This is a genomic window from Microcoleus sp. Pol10D4 (genome assembly GCF_036701555.1).
GTDB lineage: Bacteria > Cyanobacteriota > Cyanobacteriia > Cyanobacteriales > Microcoleaceae > Microcoleus.
Genome location: NZ_JAUBRA010000054.1, coordinates 1 through 15581, shown reverse-complemented (window position 1 = coordinate 15581; position 15581 = coordinate 1). Strand labels below are relative to the sequence as shown.

Genomic DNA, 15581 nt, shown 5'->3' with positions numbered 1-15581 from the left:
GCTCTCCAGATGGGGACTGCGTTTCAAAGTTGAGGCTGGCGGGCCGTCGGAGTTAAGCTGTCAGCGTTTCGAGATGTGGCTGTAGCGGTAAATGCGATCGTCCCAGAGTAAGCAATGCTGAAATTACGCAGAAACCGGGTTTGATGGACGAAAATACTGCATCAAAACCTTTAAAACCTTTAACCCCCGTAAAAAACCCGGTTTCTTGGCTGTCGCTGTATATTTTACGGCTGCCGACAATTCCCCGACTCCCGGCGATATTGAAGATTTCACGTAGGAATTGCTCAATCTGAGGTGCGATCGCACACAATTTAGATCACAATAGTTAATTCAGAAGCCCGCCAGCTTCACCTTTGAGAAACTGACAGAATAGTAAATTCTAACCAGAACACCACTATGGGAAAACCAACAGGCTTTATCGAATTCTTGCGCGAATTGCCCTCCGAACTCTCACCCGTCGAGAGAGTCCACAACTGGGACGAATTTCACCTGCCGATGGATGAGGACAAACTCCGCACCCAAGGCGCGCGCTGCATGGATTGCGGCATTCCGTTTTGCCACACGGGCACAATTATCAGCGGCATGGCAAGCGGCTGCCCGATTAACAACCTCATCCCCGAATGGAACGACCTAGTATATCGCGGACTGTGGAAAGAAGCCCTAGACAGACTCCACAAAACCAACAACTTCCCTGAATTCACCGGCCGCGTCTGTCCCGCACCCTGCGAAGGCGCTTGCGTGCTCGGCATCAACAACCCGCCGGTGACGATTAAAAACATCGAAGCCGCAATTATCGATAAAGGCTGGGATGAAGGCTGGATTACTGCCGAACCACCCGCCAAACGCACCGGCAAAAAAATCGCCGTCATCGGTTCCGGGCCCGCCGGTTTGTCCGCCGCCGCGCAACTCAACAAAGCTGGTCATTGGGTAACAGTATACGAAAGAGCCGATCGACCAGGCGGTCTGCTAATGTATGGCATCCCCAACATGAAGCTAGACAAAGAACAAGTCGTAATGCGCCGCCTGAAAGTCCTCGAAGACGAAGGCGTGACATTCGTCTGCAACACCGAAGTCGGCAAAGACTTGCCAGCCGAACAACTGCTAAAAGAATACGACTCAGTTGTGCTCTGTACCGGCGCGACAAAACCCCGCGACTTGGGCATCCCCGGCCGGGAATTAAAAGGCATCCACTTCGCAATGGACTTTCTGACTGCGAACACCAAAGCAGTTCTCGACAAGAGCACCAACGATAACTTCATCTCCGCCGAAGGCAAAGATATCGTGATCATCGGCGGCGGCGACACCGGCACCGACTGCGTGGGCACCTCCATCCGCCACGGCTGCAAAAGCCTCGTACAGCTAGAAATCTTGCCCAAACCGCCCTCGGAACGCGCCGCCAACAATCCCTGGCCCGAATGGCCAAAAGTCTACCGTCTCGACTACGGCCAAGAAGAAGCCGCAGCCAAATTCGGCGACGACCCCCGCGGCTATCTCACCACGGCGACAAAGTTCGAGGGCGACGAAAACGGCAATGTCAAAGCTGTGCACACCGTTGAAGTGGAGTGGGCGAAAAACGAGAAAGGGCAGTTCATTCCGAACCACATCCCGGGCACGGAAAAAGTGTTGCCCGCACAGCTTGTCTTGCTAGCGATGGGCTTCCTCGGCCCGGAACAGCCCTTGCTGGATGCCCTGGGATTGGAACGCGACGCCCGCAGCAACGTGAAAGCCGAGCACGAAAAATATACAACCAGCATTCCGGGAGTTTTCGCGGCTGGAGACTGTCGCCGGGGACAAAGTTTGGTTGTTTGGGCGATTAATGAAGGGCGGGGCGTGGCCCGGGAGTGCGACCTTTATCTGATGGGGAGCACTGATTTGCCGTAAAGCAACCGGGTTGACGCATTGGTTTGTAGTAAGGACTTCAGTCTTTTCAAACTCGGATTTAAGGACTAAAGTCCTTACTACGAACTTATTACAGAATTAACCCCAATTATGCCAAATTCATTACTTTCGGGTGAGGGTGCTGTCGGTACTTATAGTGAATTACTCAAAAAAGGATGTAGAGGCGATAACCTGACGCCACATCACATACCATCAAATGCGTTTATGGAAGCAAAAGTGCCTGCTTACACCAGAAACAAAGGGATAGCAATGATGATGGAGCATTTGTCACCAGGAATGGGCGGTCGCCACAGAGAAACGCTATCCTATGGACAATCCCCTAACTTAAATATATTACCAAGACAGGCTCTCGCTCGTGAAGTTTGGGATGTGCGATCGATTTATCGCTGTCAAGGACTTTACACCCCAGAAATTAAGCGGGGTTTACAGCAAGTCATTCAGCAAAACAAGTTAGCGTGGCAAGGTGTTTTCGATAAATGGAGGGTTTGAGAATGAGCCATAATTCATTAATTAACGTTTTAGAAACTAATAGATTGATGCGTTCCGATGAGGAAGTCGCTGCATTTGAGAATGCTCTAGCCGAACTTGCCAAAAACTCACCAATAGAAAATCTGCGAGAACTGCATCTAGTCTTAGATGACAAATGTCAGCACCCGGAAGTCATGTTTAGTCTCATCCATTTTCTAGAGTCTTTTGACGTAAAAAAGCAACTTCAAGCATTTATTAATGCGGTTCCGCAATTAATCGTTTCCGCACCGGAATGGACGAAAATTATCCACAATCGCATCCTAAATGATGAGTCTGCGCGTGCGTGTTATCAAGATATTTTGTCTGCTGTTGACAGCCACAGCTCACTGATGAAACAAACTATTGAGCTACCAAAAGAATTAGCTGACCTTTTAGAACAATATCTTAAAGAAATTCCTCCGCAGCAATTAATTGTCTATTTGCGGGAGCAATTAGGCTTAGTCAAACCTGAATTCCAAGACCTTTCTGATTTGTTAGCAGTAGCAGGAGTCGCTAAAGATAAGTAGGTCACTCTAATTAAACCAGGACTTACGCAAAAATTGGCTTTACACACTACCAATAGCGGTAAGGTGCGCCCATAAGCACCCTAAATATAGAGTAAGTGCGTCCAGGACTGTAAACGTAAAACGCTCTCGCTGTTATATCCCCGACTTATTAAAGAAGTCGGGGATATGGGTATTCTATTTTTTCCTACCAACTAAATTACAACACAGCCCATCAAATTTTTTAACCAAAATTCAACGGATCGACATCAATAGTTAAACTAACAGAACGCGGCGTGCGATCGCGCAATCCGATCAAATCCGACAAATCCACCGACTCATCCAAAGGCAACTTCAGCAAAATCTGCCACCGATAGCGATTTGCCACCCGCATAATCGCCGCAGGTGCAGGCCCCAACAACTCACACCCCGGTACAGACAATCGCTCAATATACTCCTGACAAACAGACGCCAATTGTACCGCCGTCACCGCCACTTCCGCCGCATCTACACTGCTCAACCGCAACAAAACCAGCCGCCCCGAAGGAGGATAATTCAGCGCCGCTCTTTCTGCTAATTCTGTTTCCACAAAACCTGCATATTCATGCCGCCTAACTGCTTGAATAACCCGGTGTTCGGGAGTGTAAGTTTGAATAATTACCCGCCCCGGATCGTCGCCTCTGCCCGCACGACCCGCGACTTGAGTTAATGTTTGAAAAGCTCGTTCGCTGGCCCGATAATCGGATAAGTTTAGCAACCCGTCAGCAGAAACAACTCCCACCAATGTGACTCCAGCTAAATCTAACCCTTTCGTCAGCATTTGCGTACCCAACAAAATGTCAGCTTCCCCATTGGCAAATTGCGTTAACAATCTGCGGTGATCGCCCTTATTTCTAGTCGTATCGCTGTCAAACCGAATTGCCCGCAATTCTGGAAACAATCTCGTTAATTCCTGTTCGACTCGCTGAGTCCCACTACCAAAGTTTTTGAAGTAAGGAGAACTGCATTCTGGGCAGTTTTGGGGGTGTCGTTCCGTGTGGTTGCAGTAGTGACAGCGCAATATTTCTGCGGTTCCTTCGCCGACGTGGTGATAAGACAGGGAAACATCGCAATTCGGGCATTCCATCACATAGCCACAACTTCGACAAGAGACAAAGGTACTGTGTCCTCTTCTGTGAATAAATAGAATACCTTGCTGTTGTCTTGCTTGCAATTGTTCCAGCGCGTTTTGCAGGGAAGCGCTGAAAATTGAGCGGTTTCCTTGCCGCAATTCTTGGCGCATATCGACTATTTCCACAGGCGGCATCGGGCGGGAATAAATGCGATCGGGCAATGATAAATAATGGATATTTGGTAAGGAGTAATAATCTCGGCGCGTCCCCACCAAAGTCTCTAATGCTGGAGTTGCGGAACCTAAAATTAAGGGACAATTTTCTAATTCGGCGCGCCATTTGGCAACGGTGCGGGCATGGTAGCAGGGGGCTGGTTGGTCTTGTTTGAAGCTGCTGTCGTGTTCTTCATCGAGGATAATTAAGCCGAGGTGAGGTAAAGGTGCGAAAATGGCCGATCGCGTGCCGATGACAATTTGCGGCGTTCCAGTCAGCATCTGACGCCATGTATCGTAACGTTCGCCGTCGGATAGGGCGCTGTGGTACACGCAAATTTGCTCGCCAAAACGGGCGCGGAATCTGTCTGTAAGTTGCGGTGTGAGGCCGATTTCGGGAACGAGTACGAGGGCGGATTTGCCGCTGGCTAAGATTGGGGCGATCGCCTGCAAATACACTTCGGTTTTCCCGGAACCTGTAACGCCGTGCAGCAGCACTTGACGGAATCCCGAAAAAGAGTTAATAAACGCTAAAGCTTCTGCTTGAAAATGAGTTAAAGTTTTCGGTGAATCGGGCAATTGAGAAATTCCGCGATCGCCCCTGAGAACTTCCCTTTGATCGATGACAACGCTACCTTTTTGTTCCAAATTTTTGACAACAGAAGAACTCGCGCTGCAAATTCTCAGCAAATCGTTCATCCACATTTCACCGCCGCCACGCCGCAAAACTTCCAATACTTCTTGTTGCCGCTTGGTTAAATCTGTGACAAATGCACTAGCAATTAATGTCACTGCCGGTTTTAGTTGTGGTTTGGGAGGATGGGGAGGTTCTAAATAACTTTCTACCCAACCGCGTTTCAATAAATCTTTCAATCCCCGATAACTTCCCTTAACTTGGCGCTGAAGGTATTGCCAAGTGTAATCGCCGTTTTTTTGAGCTTGCAACAATTGCAAAATTTGACTAGCTGCGGGATTGAGAAATGTTTCGGCATTCGGAGAAATTGCGTCCTTAATTAAGCGAATTCGGCGCACGGAACGGCTTAACAAACCGGGCGGCAGTGAGGCTCTAATTACTTGAATTAAAGGTGTGCAATAATAGGTGGCAGTGCGATCGAGCAATTCCCAATAAGTAGGCGGGAAAAAACCCGTACTGACAACATCTTCGACATCTTTAACCCGCGCCGGATCTAAGTCTGGCGGCAGTTGAGAAATGAACCGAATCGCGATCGCCCCTACCTGTTGACTGCCAAAGGGTACACTCAAAATATCCCCTGGTTGCACAGTAAGTTCCGCAGGTAAACGATAGGTAAATAACTTGTTTTCCTCCCCAGACGAGTCCCCCGCAACCCTGAAAGGAGAGTCCACCAATACCTCCATCCACTCTGCCCGCACGGTGGGGCGCTGTGGCGGTTCGCTGCTGCCGTAGGATGCCCCGGCCTCTGCCGCTATAGGGGTTGACAAACCAAAAGTGACAGTAGACATAGGGTTGCACATCAAACTAGGAGGAGCCGCGGTCAAAGGGAGTTTTCATTATCCCTCAGTTTAGCTCGATCGATCGATCTTAGCTGCGGGAATTGGCGATCGGAATCTCGATCACGAATTCAGTCCCTTCTCCAATTGCGGATATGCACTCCAACCTCCCGCCGTGTTTGTCCACAACAATCTGATAGCTAATTGATAATCCCAAACCCGTCCCGTGACCAACTTGTTTGGTGGTGAAAAAGGGATCGAAAATTTTGGTTTTTACAGATTCATTCATTCCCAGACCATTATCTTTGATGCTAATTCTTGCCAAATTTTCGGAAATAATAGAAGTAGTAATGGTCATCTCGATAGGGTTAGCTTCTATCTCGTCCAGTGAAGACTTTTGCTCTCGCTCTCGCAGGGCATCAACAGCATTATTAATGATGTTCATAAACACCTGATTTAATTGACCCGCATAACACTCCACCTTTGGCAAATCTCCATAATTCTTAATAAGACTAATAGCCGAATGACCGGGTTTTTCTTTAGTTAAATGTTGCAATATTAACAAGGTGCTATCAATTCCTTCGTGAATGTTAACTGGTTTCTTTTCACCTTCATCTACCCGCGCAAAGTTGCGTAAAGTCAGCACTATTTCGCGGATGCGCTCGGAACCAACTTTCATTGACGAAAGAGTTTTCAACAAATCTTCGCGCAAGAAGTTGATGTCAATTTTTTCCAGGAAAGCTTCAATCTCTGCATCTGTTTCGGGATACCTATCCTGATACATTGCTAGCAATGTTAAAATGTCGCCAGCGTAGTCATTGACATAGGTAATATTGCCGTAGATGAAGTTAACGGGATTGTTGATTTCGTGGGCGATACCAGCTACCAAAATGCCCAAAGCCGACATTTTTTCGGCTTCGATCAATTTGAGCTGCGTTGTTTGCTGGTTTAAGAGAGCTTTTTCTAGTGTAGACATTCTTGCTTTTAAAATATTTTCGGAATCTCTAAATTCCTCCGTTAGTGTTTTTAGCAAAGATTCTTTTTTTTGATTAATGGCTTGTAATTGGCTGCGTTCGGTTTCCGAAGTTTCAAGTTTTTCCCGCAGGATTCGATTTTCCTTTTCCAGCTCTTTGATTCTGTTGTCCCAGTCTGTTGGTTCCATCGGCTATTATTTTGAACCTAAAAATAGTGTCAGAGCATTTTTATTAGAAAATTTATTTACACCTTTACATAGTTAGAATCTCGGTGTACATCGCCTGGCCAATTTTGTCCGAAAATTTCAACACTTCCTTTATTTGGGTCGATATAAAAATCTTATCTAAGATACATTCACAATGTCAACATATTAATAATAACTTTGGTTAAAACCGATCGCTAGTTTTATTCCCCCCTCTCGCATTTGCGGGTTTTTCATCGGATTGTTGATAAATAAGCTGGCCGATCGCAAACTTATCAAGGCGGGCCCAGTGCGAAAAATTGCCCGATTCAGACAACCTTTGTACAAAACCCGTGGGCAATGCAAAGGGGAAATATTAAATGTGAGTGCGATCGACTCCGGGGCGTCGGGAAAAGTGCGATCGACTGGTCGCGCGATCGCCCACAAGCAATCTCAAGTACCAAGCCACTTGCTCTATCCCAGAACGCAATCACACTATACCATTGCTGAAAAATCTCACTTTAATGTGTCGATCGTACTCACACACCCGCACCATTGTGTGCTAATAACTACTACTTGTGACAACATCGACACAGCAGTTTATATTTGGAGAGTAATTGATGTCAGGTAGCGAAGTTCGTGCAGACTTTTGGATGAGCGAGTACATTACCCCTTGGGATATTTACGTTCACGGCATCATCGCGGTGCTCGCTTACAAGAAAACTGCCTATCAAGAAATGTACGTAGTTCAGACCGGTACCTACGGCAAAGGCTTAGTTTTGGACGGCAAATGGCAATCTTGTACAGGCGACGAGTTTCTGTACCACGAACCCCTAGTGCACCCAGCCATGATTTGTCACGGTTCACCCAAAAAAGTCCTCGTTCTCGGCGGCGGAGAAGGAGCTACAATTAGAGAAGTGCTGCGCTGGAAAACAGTTGAAAAAGTCGTGATGATCGACATTGACGGCGAAGTAGTAGAAGCTTGCCGCGAACACCTGCCAGAAATGCACCAAAATGCCTTTGACGACCCCCGCTGCGAAGTAGTAATCGGCGATGCTTTGGACTATTTAGATAAAACTGACAATGATTGGGATATTGTCATTTCTGACTTGTCCGATCCCATTGAAGAAGGCCCATCTTTCCAGTTGTTTACCAAAGAGTATTTTGAGAAAGTTCGCAGCGTAATGTCACCTAACGGATATTTCGTAGTGCAAGCGGGCCCAGTTTCTCCGGCAGAAATGAAAATGCACGCTCGCATTGTAAATACCCTGAAATCTGTTTTCCCCAACGTTCAATCCTGCACCAGCTTTATTTCTACTTATGGAGCTCCTTGGGGTTTTGCCGTAGCTTCTAATCAAGAAATAAATACGCGACCAGATCCCGAAGTTACTGACAAATTACTTGCCGAGAAAACCACCGGCGGGTTGCGGATGTTCGACGGAATTACACTGTTGGGGTTGATGCAGCTTCCCGGTCACTTACGCCAGGTAATCGCCGCTGAAACCGAAGTTTACACTATGGCAGCACCGCCTAAGTTTTTCGGGAAAGGTTCGGTTGGTCAGTGAAGTTAAATTGAAAGAGAAAACTCGTTTGGAGTAACTGAGATGGACAATTTAATTCGCATAGTCGCTGCAATTTTTCTTCCCCCTCTGGGCGTATTTTTGACTGTCGGCATCGGTACTGATTTTTGGATAAACCTAGTTCTCACGTTTTTGGGCTTTATTCCCGGCATCATTCACGCTGTTTGGGTAATTGCTAAGCACGATCGAGCTTAAGTTGAGATCAAATCCTGTTTTGGGATAATAAACAGGCAAGAGAAAATAAGTTTTCTTTTGCCTGTTTTCACCAATTAATCTGGATTAAATCTGCATTCATCCGCGTACCCTTCGGGAAAGCCAAGCGCCTACCTCTGCGGTTAAAAATAAAAGAATCTAATTCTTATGACAATTAGATTGCACCTCAATTTCTTCACAAACCAATTCAGCAATTTTTTTCGCCGCTCCCGATTCTCCTCGAACGGCACGCAAACGATCACCCATTTGTGCTAATTTTTCAGGATGGCTCAAATAGTCGATCGCCAATTGAGCAATTACTTCCGGTTCCAGCTTCCCAATTAACTCCGGCACAATCTCTTCCTGTGCCCAAATATTCGGCCAAGCATAAAGCTTTCCATTTCCCAATTGCCAAATTAGCCAATTAATCACCGTAGCAAAAACTGAACCGACTAACGGCAAATTTGCCAGCAATCCCGGCAATCCGTCCCAAGCTTTCATGGCATCCAATTGCTGCGTCGGAATCAAAACAATCATCGGTACAGCTAACGAACCCAATTCCGCAGTATTTGCTCCCACAGTAGTTAAACACAGGCTGCATTCTGATAGCAAATCGTAGGCGGGCGTCTGCGTCCAAAGTTCTACCTGCAAGTTATTTGCTGTCTGCAAAAACGGTGGTTCTGTTAACTGAAGTTCGGCGCTAGCGTTCTCAAATAAATGCAGGCAAGGATTTTGTTCAGGGTCGGCAAAACCTGCTAGAGTTTGCACATCTATGGTAGGAGCAACGGGAATTACAAAGCGAGTATCAGGGCGAAGGCGATGGATGGATTGGGCGATCGACAAACATAACGGTACACCTAAAGCTAATTTTGCCGCTTTAGAACCGGGCAACAATCCAATTAATTCTATTTTCCGTAGGGGCGGTGTCCCCGTGCCCGCCCTGCCCGATTTCCCGTTCCCTACTTCGGCGATTAAGTCTCCGACAACTGTAAATTTATTAGCATATTTTTGGGGAATTTTAGCAAAAACTTCTGGTTTCATCGCCGCAAATTTATCAATCCAGCGATACCACCGCGCGTCCCATTCAGCATAAATAACAGTGCGATATTTAAGTCTTTTGCCAATAACAACAGTAAAAAATTGATCGCCGCCTAAAAACAAAACAACTCCTGTTTCATACCAATCCCAATTTTCAGCAGTTTTGCCCGACAATAAGAATGGAAGAAAATGCTCCGGTGCTTGCACTCTGTCAACTTCTGGGTAGGAACAAGCGATTTGTGCTTCTTTCCCGGTGGCGTGCGGACAGGGGGACAGCACCACAGAGATGCGCGCTTGAGTGCCCGCGTTTGCCAATTGCTCGCGCAAAGCTTGCACGGCGGGACGCACCCAAGTTGCTAATTCTCCGGGCCCGTTGGAGAGGATTAAAATATCGACTGCCATAGCATTTAATATTTGAAAGGATACAACGGAGAATTTATGACCGATTTAATTGATGCCGTCAAGATGGGTGATGTTGCGGCTGTAGAATGTGCGATCGAACAGTGTGCAGATATCAATGCCAAAGATGAGGAAGGTGCGACAGCTTTGACGACTGCGGCTGAGGCTGGCAATTCGGCGATCGTCAAAAAGTTGCTGGCTGCAGGTGCGGATGCCAACAGTCACGACAATGACGGGTGGACGCCGTTAATGAGTGCCGCTGCTGCCGGACATACCGAGATTGTACAGCTTTTGCTGGAGGCGGGAGCGGATGTGAATGCTAAAACTAATTTTGGTTTGACGGCTTTGATGAGTGCTGCAGGTAGCGGGCGCACTCAAGTTGTGGAATTTTTAATCGATAAAGGAGCTGATATCAAAGCTAAGGATAATAATACTTGGACTGCGTTAATTTGGGCCTCTTCGGAGGGTCACAAAGATGCGGTTGAGGTTTTGAAGCTAGCGCGCGATTTCCATTAAAGACTTAGAAACCGGGTTTATTCGAGAAACCCGGTTTCTGGAGAGTACAATTAATGAATAAATTTGCGATCGTACCGACATCAGCAATCAGGAAAATCTCCAATAGCTGCGAGATTTCTACTTAAGGATAAGTGGAGATTCTGGTAATATACTCAAAGTGAGATTTCCGCCGCCTTCAATAACCGCGATTGTGTCAAAACGACTAATTTCGGTACGTCCATTTCTATGGACGTACACGCCGTTCGTTTGGATAGCTAAATCTTGATTATTGTTGATGGGAAACACCAATAAGTTATCTAAAGAATGAGATGGAACAACGATTTGATCCTGATCTTGGGTAAAGTTCCGAATTGTAGCAAAACCTGGCCCGATGTAGAGCTTTTCGATTACAATCCCGCTTATGCCCGCCGAAAAAGTTGTGGCGAGCATGAATGTATCGCGGCCACTACTGCCAATGAGAGTATCGAATTCATTGCTGCCGTAACTGTCCGGCCCGAAGTATCCTAATCGGTAGCCTCCAAATATTTTTTTCCCTACTTCAACTCCCAATAAAGTTACCTCTCCCACCCCTACACCAGTGACGATATCATTGCCGGAAGTTCCGACAAAAGTCGCAGAGCGGCTAGGCTCAAATTGCCCAAAATTAAAGTAGTGTTCCCTACCTGTTTTCAAAGCTCCAGAGTTGACCAACGGTACAATATCGGGGTTGTCGCTTAAGTAATTTGATTCAAAAAATGAAGTACCAAAACGGCCTTCTTTTGCCCCGAATTGAATAAAGTGGTTGTAGCCATTTTTAAAAGTTCCATTCTGAATAAACGGCACCATATCTTGGTTATTTGCTACATAAAACGCTTCGTCATAGTCAGGCGATACGCGTGTGCGACCCTGTTCGTAGCCCAACTGAATAAAGTGATCGATGCCAGACGCAAAAGGGGCGTTTGGATTGTTTGGCGTGCGAACTAAGGCAGCAATATCTGGATTTTGAGATAGATAGGTTTCTTCGTCAAAGTAACGCGATACTTTGGTCAGGCCGCCGGCTTGACCGAACTTTTCAAAGTGTTCTCTGCCGGATTTTATAATTCCTGCATCAATAGCAGGTTTCACCCAAGGATATTGCGCCAGGTAGTATGGTTCGTCAAAAATGTCATAATTAGTCATAAATTTTGCTCCAAGCTTAGTCTGCTTACTTGTCTGTTAAACTTAAACTACTATTACTAATTCTACTAACTCAGTATGTCAAGTTAATTATTGTTAAGCCTGTTTTATTATTTGTATGGTCAACACAAAAGTGCGATCGCCCATTTTGGTAATGTGCGATCGCACTCCCCAGCAGCCAAAGGTAAATCCTTAACTGCTGCGAGATTTCTATCGAAGGAAAGATGTAAAAGAAAGAGATTTTAGTAATAAATTCAAACTGAGATTGCGGTCGCCTTCAATAACAGCGAGCGTGTCACCGCGGTTGGTTTCGACCCCTCCATTTTTAACAAAAGAGAAGCCATTAGCTTGGATAGCTAAATGTCGATTATTGTTAATGGGAAACACCAAGAAGAACTCTCAGAAAGTCCCTGCAAGCTGGATGCTATCCTGACCTTGGGTAAAGTTAAGTAGGGTGCGTTATTAACGCACCTACCATGTTAAGGGAGAAAGAGATAACCGAGGTTCCGGTTATTTAAGGAATAGGTAGAAAGTGCCGTCGCCCTTTTGCTGAGTCGCAGAGAAATCTAAATTTCCTCCCCCCTCAATCCTACCAATTGTTTCAGATCCTGGGCTTAGGATTAACAACTCGTTACCACCACCACTTGTTCTGTAGGTAGCGGGTGAGCCTGCCAACTGGATCTTGTCATTGTCTTTATCAAAGTTCCGAATTGTAACTATACCGGTGATATCCGCATAGAGTGTACGGGATGTGGGATTACCGGAGGTAGGAGGAACTCCGAGTACGAATGTATCTTTCCCAGGGCCGCCGATCAGGACATCAGATTCATCACTTCCAAAGCTTTCATACTGCCGATTGCCTTGGGGATCGATACCTACTTCCACTCCAATCAGTTCGGTATTCCCCACACCAACGCCAGTGAGGATGTCATCGCCGGAAGTTCCGACAAAAGTAGCGGATCGGTTTGGCTCGTTTTTCCCGAAATTGAAGTAGTGTTCCCGACCGGTTTTCAAGGCTCCAGAGTTGACAAATGGCACAATGTCGGGGTTTTCTTTTAAGTATTCCGGTTCAAAAAATGAAGTCCCAAAACGACCGTCTTTGAGTCCGAATCGAATGAAATGCTGGTAGCCTGATTTGAACGTTCCGTTCTGAACGAACGATTGCAACTCTGAGTTATTTGCCAAATAAAAATCTTCGTTGTACTCAGGCGATACGCGGGTGCGGCCTTCTTCGTAGCCAAACTGAATAAATTGGTCTAAACCCGACGCAAAAGGCGCGTTTGGATTGTTTGGGCTGCGAACCAGGGGAGCAATATCTGGATTTTGACCTAGATAGGTTTCTTCGTCAAAGTAACGCGATACTTTGGTCAGGCCGCCGGCTTGACCGAACTTTTCAAAGTGTTCTCTACCGGATTTTATAATTCCTGCATCAATAGCCGGTTTCACCCAAGGATATTGCGCCAGGTAGTATGGTTCGTCAAAAATTTCATAATTAGTCATAAGTTGTACTCTAAGCTTAGTCTGCTTACTTGTCGATTAAACTTGATCCCCTATAACTAACTCTACTAACTCACTATGTCAAGTTAATTATTATTAAGCCTATTTTATTATTTTCATGGCAAACACAACAGTACGATCGCCCATTTTGCGAATGTGCGATCGTACCGACAGCAGCCCAAGCCAAATCCCCAATAGCTTCGAGATTTCTACCCAAGTAAAAATCTAGTAACTCTAGATTCTGGTAATAAATTCAACGTGAGATTTCCGCCGCCTTCAATAACAGCGATCGTGTCAAACGGAGCCGTTCCGGGAACAGCCAGGAGTGAAGCATTGTATTGGATAGCTAAATCTCGATTGTTGTTGATGGGCAATATCAAGTATTGATCTGAGAAAGGTAAAAAGCCATCTCCTAGCACGATGCTATCCTGACCTTTTGTAAAATTCCGAATTGTCGCAAAACCCGGCCCGATATAGAATTTTTCGGTTCCGGGCGCAGAACTTTTACCGCCTTCTATAAGGTCTCCGAGTACGAATATATCGCGGCCGCTACCGCCAATGAGAGTATCGAATTCATTGCTGCCGTCACCTTCATACACTCGGCCTTCGCCAAAGCCATTACCTGTACGTAAACCTACTTCAACTCCAATTAATTCGCTATTCCCCACCCCAGGACCGGTAATGATGTCATTCCCAGGAGTTCCGACAAAAGTCGCAGAGCGGCTTGGATCGTTTTTGCCAAAATTGAAGTAGTGTTCGCGACCGGTTTTCAATGCTCCCGATTCGACAAAAGGCCGAACATCGGGATTTTTTTGTAAGTATTCTGTTTCAAATAATGAAGTCCCAAACTGACCGTCTTTGATGCCGAATTGAATGAAATGCTGGTAGCCGTTTTTAAAAGTTCCATTCTCAATAAACGGCTGCAACTGTTGGTTATTTGCTACATAAAACGCTTCGTCATACTCAGGCGATACGCGAGTGCGACCTTCTTCGTAACCATATTGGATAAAGTGGTCTAGCCCGGTCGCAAAAGGTGCATTTTGGTTGTTGGGAGTGCGGACTAAGGCAGCGATGTCTGGGTTGCCAGCGAGGTAAGTAGCTTCGTCAAAATACCGCGATACTTTGGTTAAGCCGCCGGCTTGACCGAATTGTTCAAAGTGTTCTAATCCCGATTTGATGACTCCTGTGTCAATTGCTGGCTTGACCCAAGGATATTGAGAAAGGTAGTATTTTTCGTCAAAAATTGCCTAACTAGCCATGTTTTCTGCCTGCGGCTTTAATGAGCTGTTTAGGCAATTTATCAATAATCCAGAACTGAGACAATTACCTGATCGGGTGATTTTACCCAACAGTCAAATCTCACTTAAGCTCTATGCTTTCTAGCCGAAAAAAGTGAGACTGACTGGAGGACTAAATGGATTTATCATCTCAATCGGTTGCAGAGTTAGACTTGCTCCGCCCTGAACTCTGGCAAGTGTATCTCCAGATTTTTGAATTAATAAGTCCGCCCCTGATGGAAATATACTCAGTTCATTAAAGTTTTCGACCAACTGAATAAAATCTTTTCCTTTTTCAAAATTGACAATCCTGGCCTCCCCACTGCCCGTATAGAAATCTACCCGGCTGAGCAAACTACGTCGGTTGTTGGGAACAGCATCTCCGAGTACGAAGTAATCAATGCCAGAAGTGCCAATCAATGTATCGAATTCAGTAGTAGTCAGGAAAGGCTCTCTCGTGATGTCATCCAATTTCAAAGCGTCATACTTATTCTTATTAATGCCAAAAGGTGGATTGGGGCCGGCGAAAGCTACTTGCATTCCGATAATTTGATTTTTTCCCGCTGTAAATCCCGTGACGATATCATTACCGTTGGTTCCTGTAAAAAATCCGTATCGATTTGACTCAAATTGCCCAAATTTTAGATAGTGTTCTCGACCCGTTTTTAAACCTCCAGCCTCCACAACTGCCGCCACATCTGGGTTATCTCCCAAGTAACGTGGTTCAAAGAAACTTGTCCCGTACCTACCTTCTGTTTTTCCGAATTGGATAAAGTGTTGAAAGCCGGATTTAAAAATTCCGTTCTGCACGAAGGGAGTTATTTCCGGGTGGCGCTTTAAATAAAAAACTTCGTCGTAGTCAGGCGATACTCGCGTGCGGCCTTCTTCGTAACCAAACTGGATAAAGTGGTCTAAACCTGAAGCAAAGGGTCGGTTTTGGTTGTTGGCGGTGCGAACAAATGGTGCAATATCTTGATTTTGAGCTAGATATGTATCTTCGTCAAAATACCGCGATATTTTGGTGAGGCCGGCTGCTTGACCAAATTTTTCAAAGTGTTCTCTTCCAGA

14 protein-coding genes and 1 pseudogene are annotated in these 15581 nt (G+C 46.0%); 7 read left to right on the top strand and 8 right to left on the bottom strand.

Annotated elements, in window-relative coordinates:
* Positions 1 to 52: 52 nt before the first annotated feature.
* On the bottom strand, positions 53 to 310 hold the full coding sequence (locus QUA36_RS22875) for a hypothetical protein (protein ID WP_333166033.1): 258 nt from the start codon (positions 308 to 310) through the stop codon (positions 53 to 55).
* Between the two features lie 86 nt (positions 311 to 396).
* On the opposite strand from QUA36_RS22875, the gene gltD reads away from it, so the two are divergent.
* The 3 genes from gltD to QUA36_RS22860 all read left to right on the top strand — a co-directional run bounded on the left by gltD (position 397) and on the right by QUA36_RS22860 (position 2933).
* Positions 397 to 1881, top strand: coding sequence for a glutamate synthase small subunit (gene gltD, locus QUA36_RS22870; RefSeq protein WP_333173112.1), 1485 nt, complete (start codon positions 397 to 399; stop codon positions 1879 to 1881).
* A 108-nt stretch (positions 1882 to 1989) separates the two neighbouring features.
* Positions 1990 to 2388, top strand: coding sequence for a hypothetical protein (locus QUA36_RS22865; RefSeq protein ID WP_333459208.1), 399 nt, complete (start codon positions 1990 to 1992; stop codon positions 2386 to 2388).
* A 2-nt stretch (positions 2389 to 2390) separates the two neighbouring features.
* Positions 2391 to 2933 (top strand): Imm30 family immunity protein, encoded by a 543-nt coding sequence (locus QUA36_RS22860; protein WP_333459207.1) that lies wholly within the window; start codon positions 2391 to 2393, stop codon positions 2931 to 2933.
* Positions 2934 to 3153: 220 nt separating this feature from the next.
* On the opposite strand, the gene priA is transcribed toward QUA36_RS22860, so the two are convergent.
* The gene (priA, locus tag QUA36_RS22855; RefSeq protein WP_333459206.1) at positions 3154 to 5715 is read right to left on the bottom strand and encodes a primosomal protein N'; all 2562 of its coding nucleotides are present in this window, start codon (positions 5713 to 5715) and stop codon (positions 3154 to 3156) included.
* A 79-nt stretch (positions 5716 to 5794) separates the two neighbouring features.
* Positions 5795 to 6865 (bottom strand): ATP-binding protein, encoded by a 1071-nt coding sequence (locus QUA36_RS22850; protein WP_333459205.1) that lies wholly within the window; start codon positions 6863 to 6865, stop codon positions 5795 to 5797.
* Between the two features lie 376 nt (positions 6866 to 7241).
* On the opposite strand from QUA36_RS22850, the gene QUA36_RS22845 reads away from it, so the two are divergent.
* Genes QUA36_RS22845 through QUA36_RS22835 form a run of 3 tightly spaced genes read left to right on the top strand, consistent with a single transcriptional unit; the run spans position 7242 to position 8634 of the window.
* On the top strand, positions 7242 to 7490 hold the full coding sequence (locus QUA36_RS22845; RefSeq protein ID WP_333453916.1) for a hypothetical protein: 249 nt from the start codon (positions 7242 to 7244) through the stop codon (positions 7488 to 7490).
* On the top strand, positions 7480 to 8424 hold the full coding sequence (locus QUA36_RS22840; RefSeq protein WP_333459204.1) for a fused MFS/spermidine synthase: 945 nt from the start codon (positions 7480 to 7482) through the stop codon (positions 8422 to 8424). Before QUA36_RS22845 ends, QUA36_RS22840 begins: the two co-directional genes overlap by 11 nt.
* Before the next feature lie 39 nt (positions 8425 to 8463).
* On the top strand, positions 8464 to 8634 hold the full coding sequence (locus tag QUA36_RS22835) for a YqaE/Pmp3 family membrane protein (RefSeq protein ID WP_333041499.1): 171 nt from the start codon (positions 8464 to 8466) through the stop codon (positions 8632 to 8634).
* Positions 8635 to 8790: 156 nt separating this feature from the next.
* Here QUA36_RS22835 and QUA36_RS22830 read toward each other — a convergent pair whose 3' ends face one another.
* Complete coding sequence (locus tag QUA36_RS22830) at positions 8791 to 10071, bottom strand: lipid-A-disaccharide synthase (RefSeq protein WP_333459203.1); 1281 nt, start codon at positions 10069 to 10071, stop codon at positions 8791 to 8793.
* Positions 10072 to 10107: 36 nt separating this feature from the next.
* Between QUA36_RS22830 and QUA36_RS22825 the strand changes: the two genes are divergently transcribed.
* Positions 10108 to 10584 carry an ankyrin repeat domain-containing protein gene (locus QUA36_RS22825; RefSeq protein WP_333459202.1) on the top strand — a complete coding sequence of 159 codons (477 nt, stop codon included), beginning with the start codon at positions 10108 to 10110 and terminating at the stop codon, positions 10582 to 10584.
* Positions 10585 to 10701: 117 nt separating this feature from the next.
* Here QUA36_RS22825 and QUA36_RS22820 read toward each other — a convergent pair whose 3' ends face one another.
* The 4 genes and pseudogenes from QUA36_RS22820 to QUA36_RS22805 all read right to left on the bottom strand — a co-directional run.
* The gene (locus QUA36_RS22820; protein WP_333459201.1) at positions 10702 to 11742 is read right to left on the bottom strand and encodes a calcium-binding protein; all 1041 of its coding nucleotides are present in this window, start codon (positions 11740 to 11742) and stop codon (positions 10702 to 10704) included.
* 507 nt (positions 11743 to 12249) lie between these two features.
* Complete coding sequence (locus QUA36_RS22815) at positions 12250 to 13239, bottom strand: calcium-binding protein (RefSeq protein ID WP_333459200.1); 990 nt, start codon at positions 13237 to 13239, stop codon at positions 12250 to 12252.
* Between the two features lie 206 nt (positions 13240 to 13445).
* Positions 13446 to 14532, bottom strand: a pseudogene (locus QUA36_RS22810) (calcium-binding protein).
* Between the two features lie 83 nt (positions 14533 to 14615).
* Positions 14616 to 15581: calcium-binding protein (locus QUA36_RS22805; protein WP_333459198.1), on the bottom strand; the 966-nt coding region annotated here is incomplete at its 5' end.

Coding starts and splice junctions, on each gene's coding strand:
- QUA36_RS22850 (WP_333459205.1), bottom strand. CDS start 6,865: ATGGAACCAACAGACTGGGACAACAGAATCAAAGAGCTGGAAAAGGAA.
- QUA36_RS22835 (WP_333041499.1), top strand. CDS start 8,464: ATGGACAATTTAATTCGCATAGTCGCTGCAATTTTTCTTCCCCCTCTG.
- gltD (WP_333173112.1), top strand. CDS start 397: ATGGGAAAACCAACAGGCTTTATCGAATTCTTGCGCGAATTGCCCTCC.
- QUA36_RS22825 (WP_333459202.1), top strand. CDS start 10,108: ATGACCGATTTAATTGATGCCGTCAAGATGGGTGATGTTGCGGCTGTA.
- QUA36_RS22860 (WP_333459207.1), top strand. CDS start 2,391: ATGAGCCATAATTCATTAATTAACGTTTTAGAAACTAATAGATTGATG.
- QUA36_RS22865 (WP_333459208.1), top strand. CDS start 1,990: ATGCCAAATTCATTACTTTCGGGTGAGGGTGCTGTCGGTACTTATAGT.
- QUA36_RS22830 (WP_333459203.1), bottom strand. CDS start 10,071: ATGGCAGTCGATATTTTAATCCTCTCCAACGGGCCCGGAGAATTAGCA.
- QUA36_RS22840 (WP_333459204.1), top strand. CDS start 7,480: ATGTCAGGTAGCGAAGTTCGTGCAGACTTTTGGATGAGCGAGTACATT.
- priA (WP_333459206.1), bottom strand. CDS start 5,715: ATGTCTACTGTCACTTTTGGTTTGTCAACCCCTATAGCGGCAGAGGCC.
- QUA36_RS22815 (WP_333459200.1), bottom strand. CDS start 13,239: ATGACTAATTATGAAATTTTTGACGAACCATACTACCTGGCGCAATAT.
- QUA36_RS22820 (WP_333459201.1), bottom strand. CDS start 11,742: ATGACTAATTATGACATTTTTGACGAACCATACTACCTGGCGCAATAT.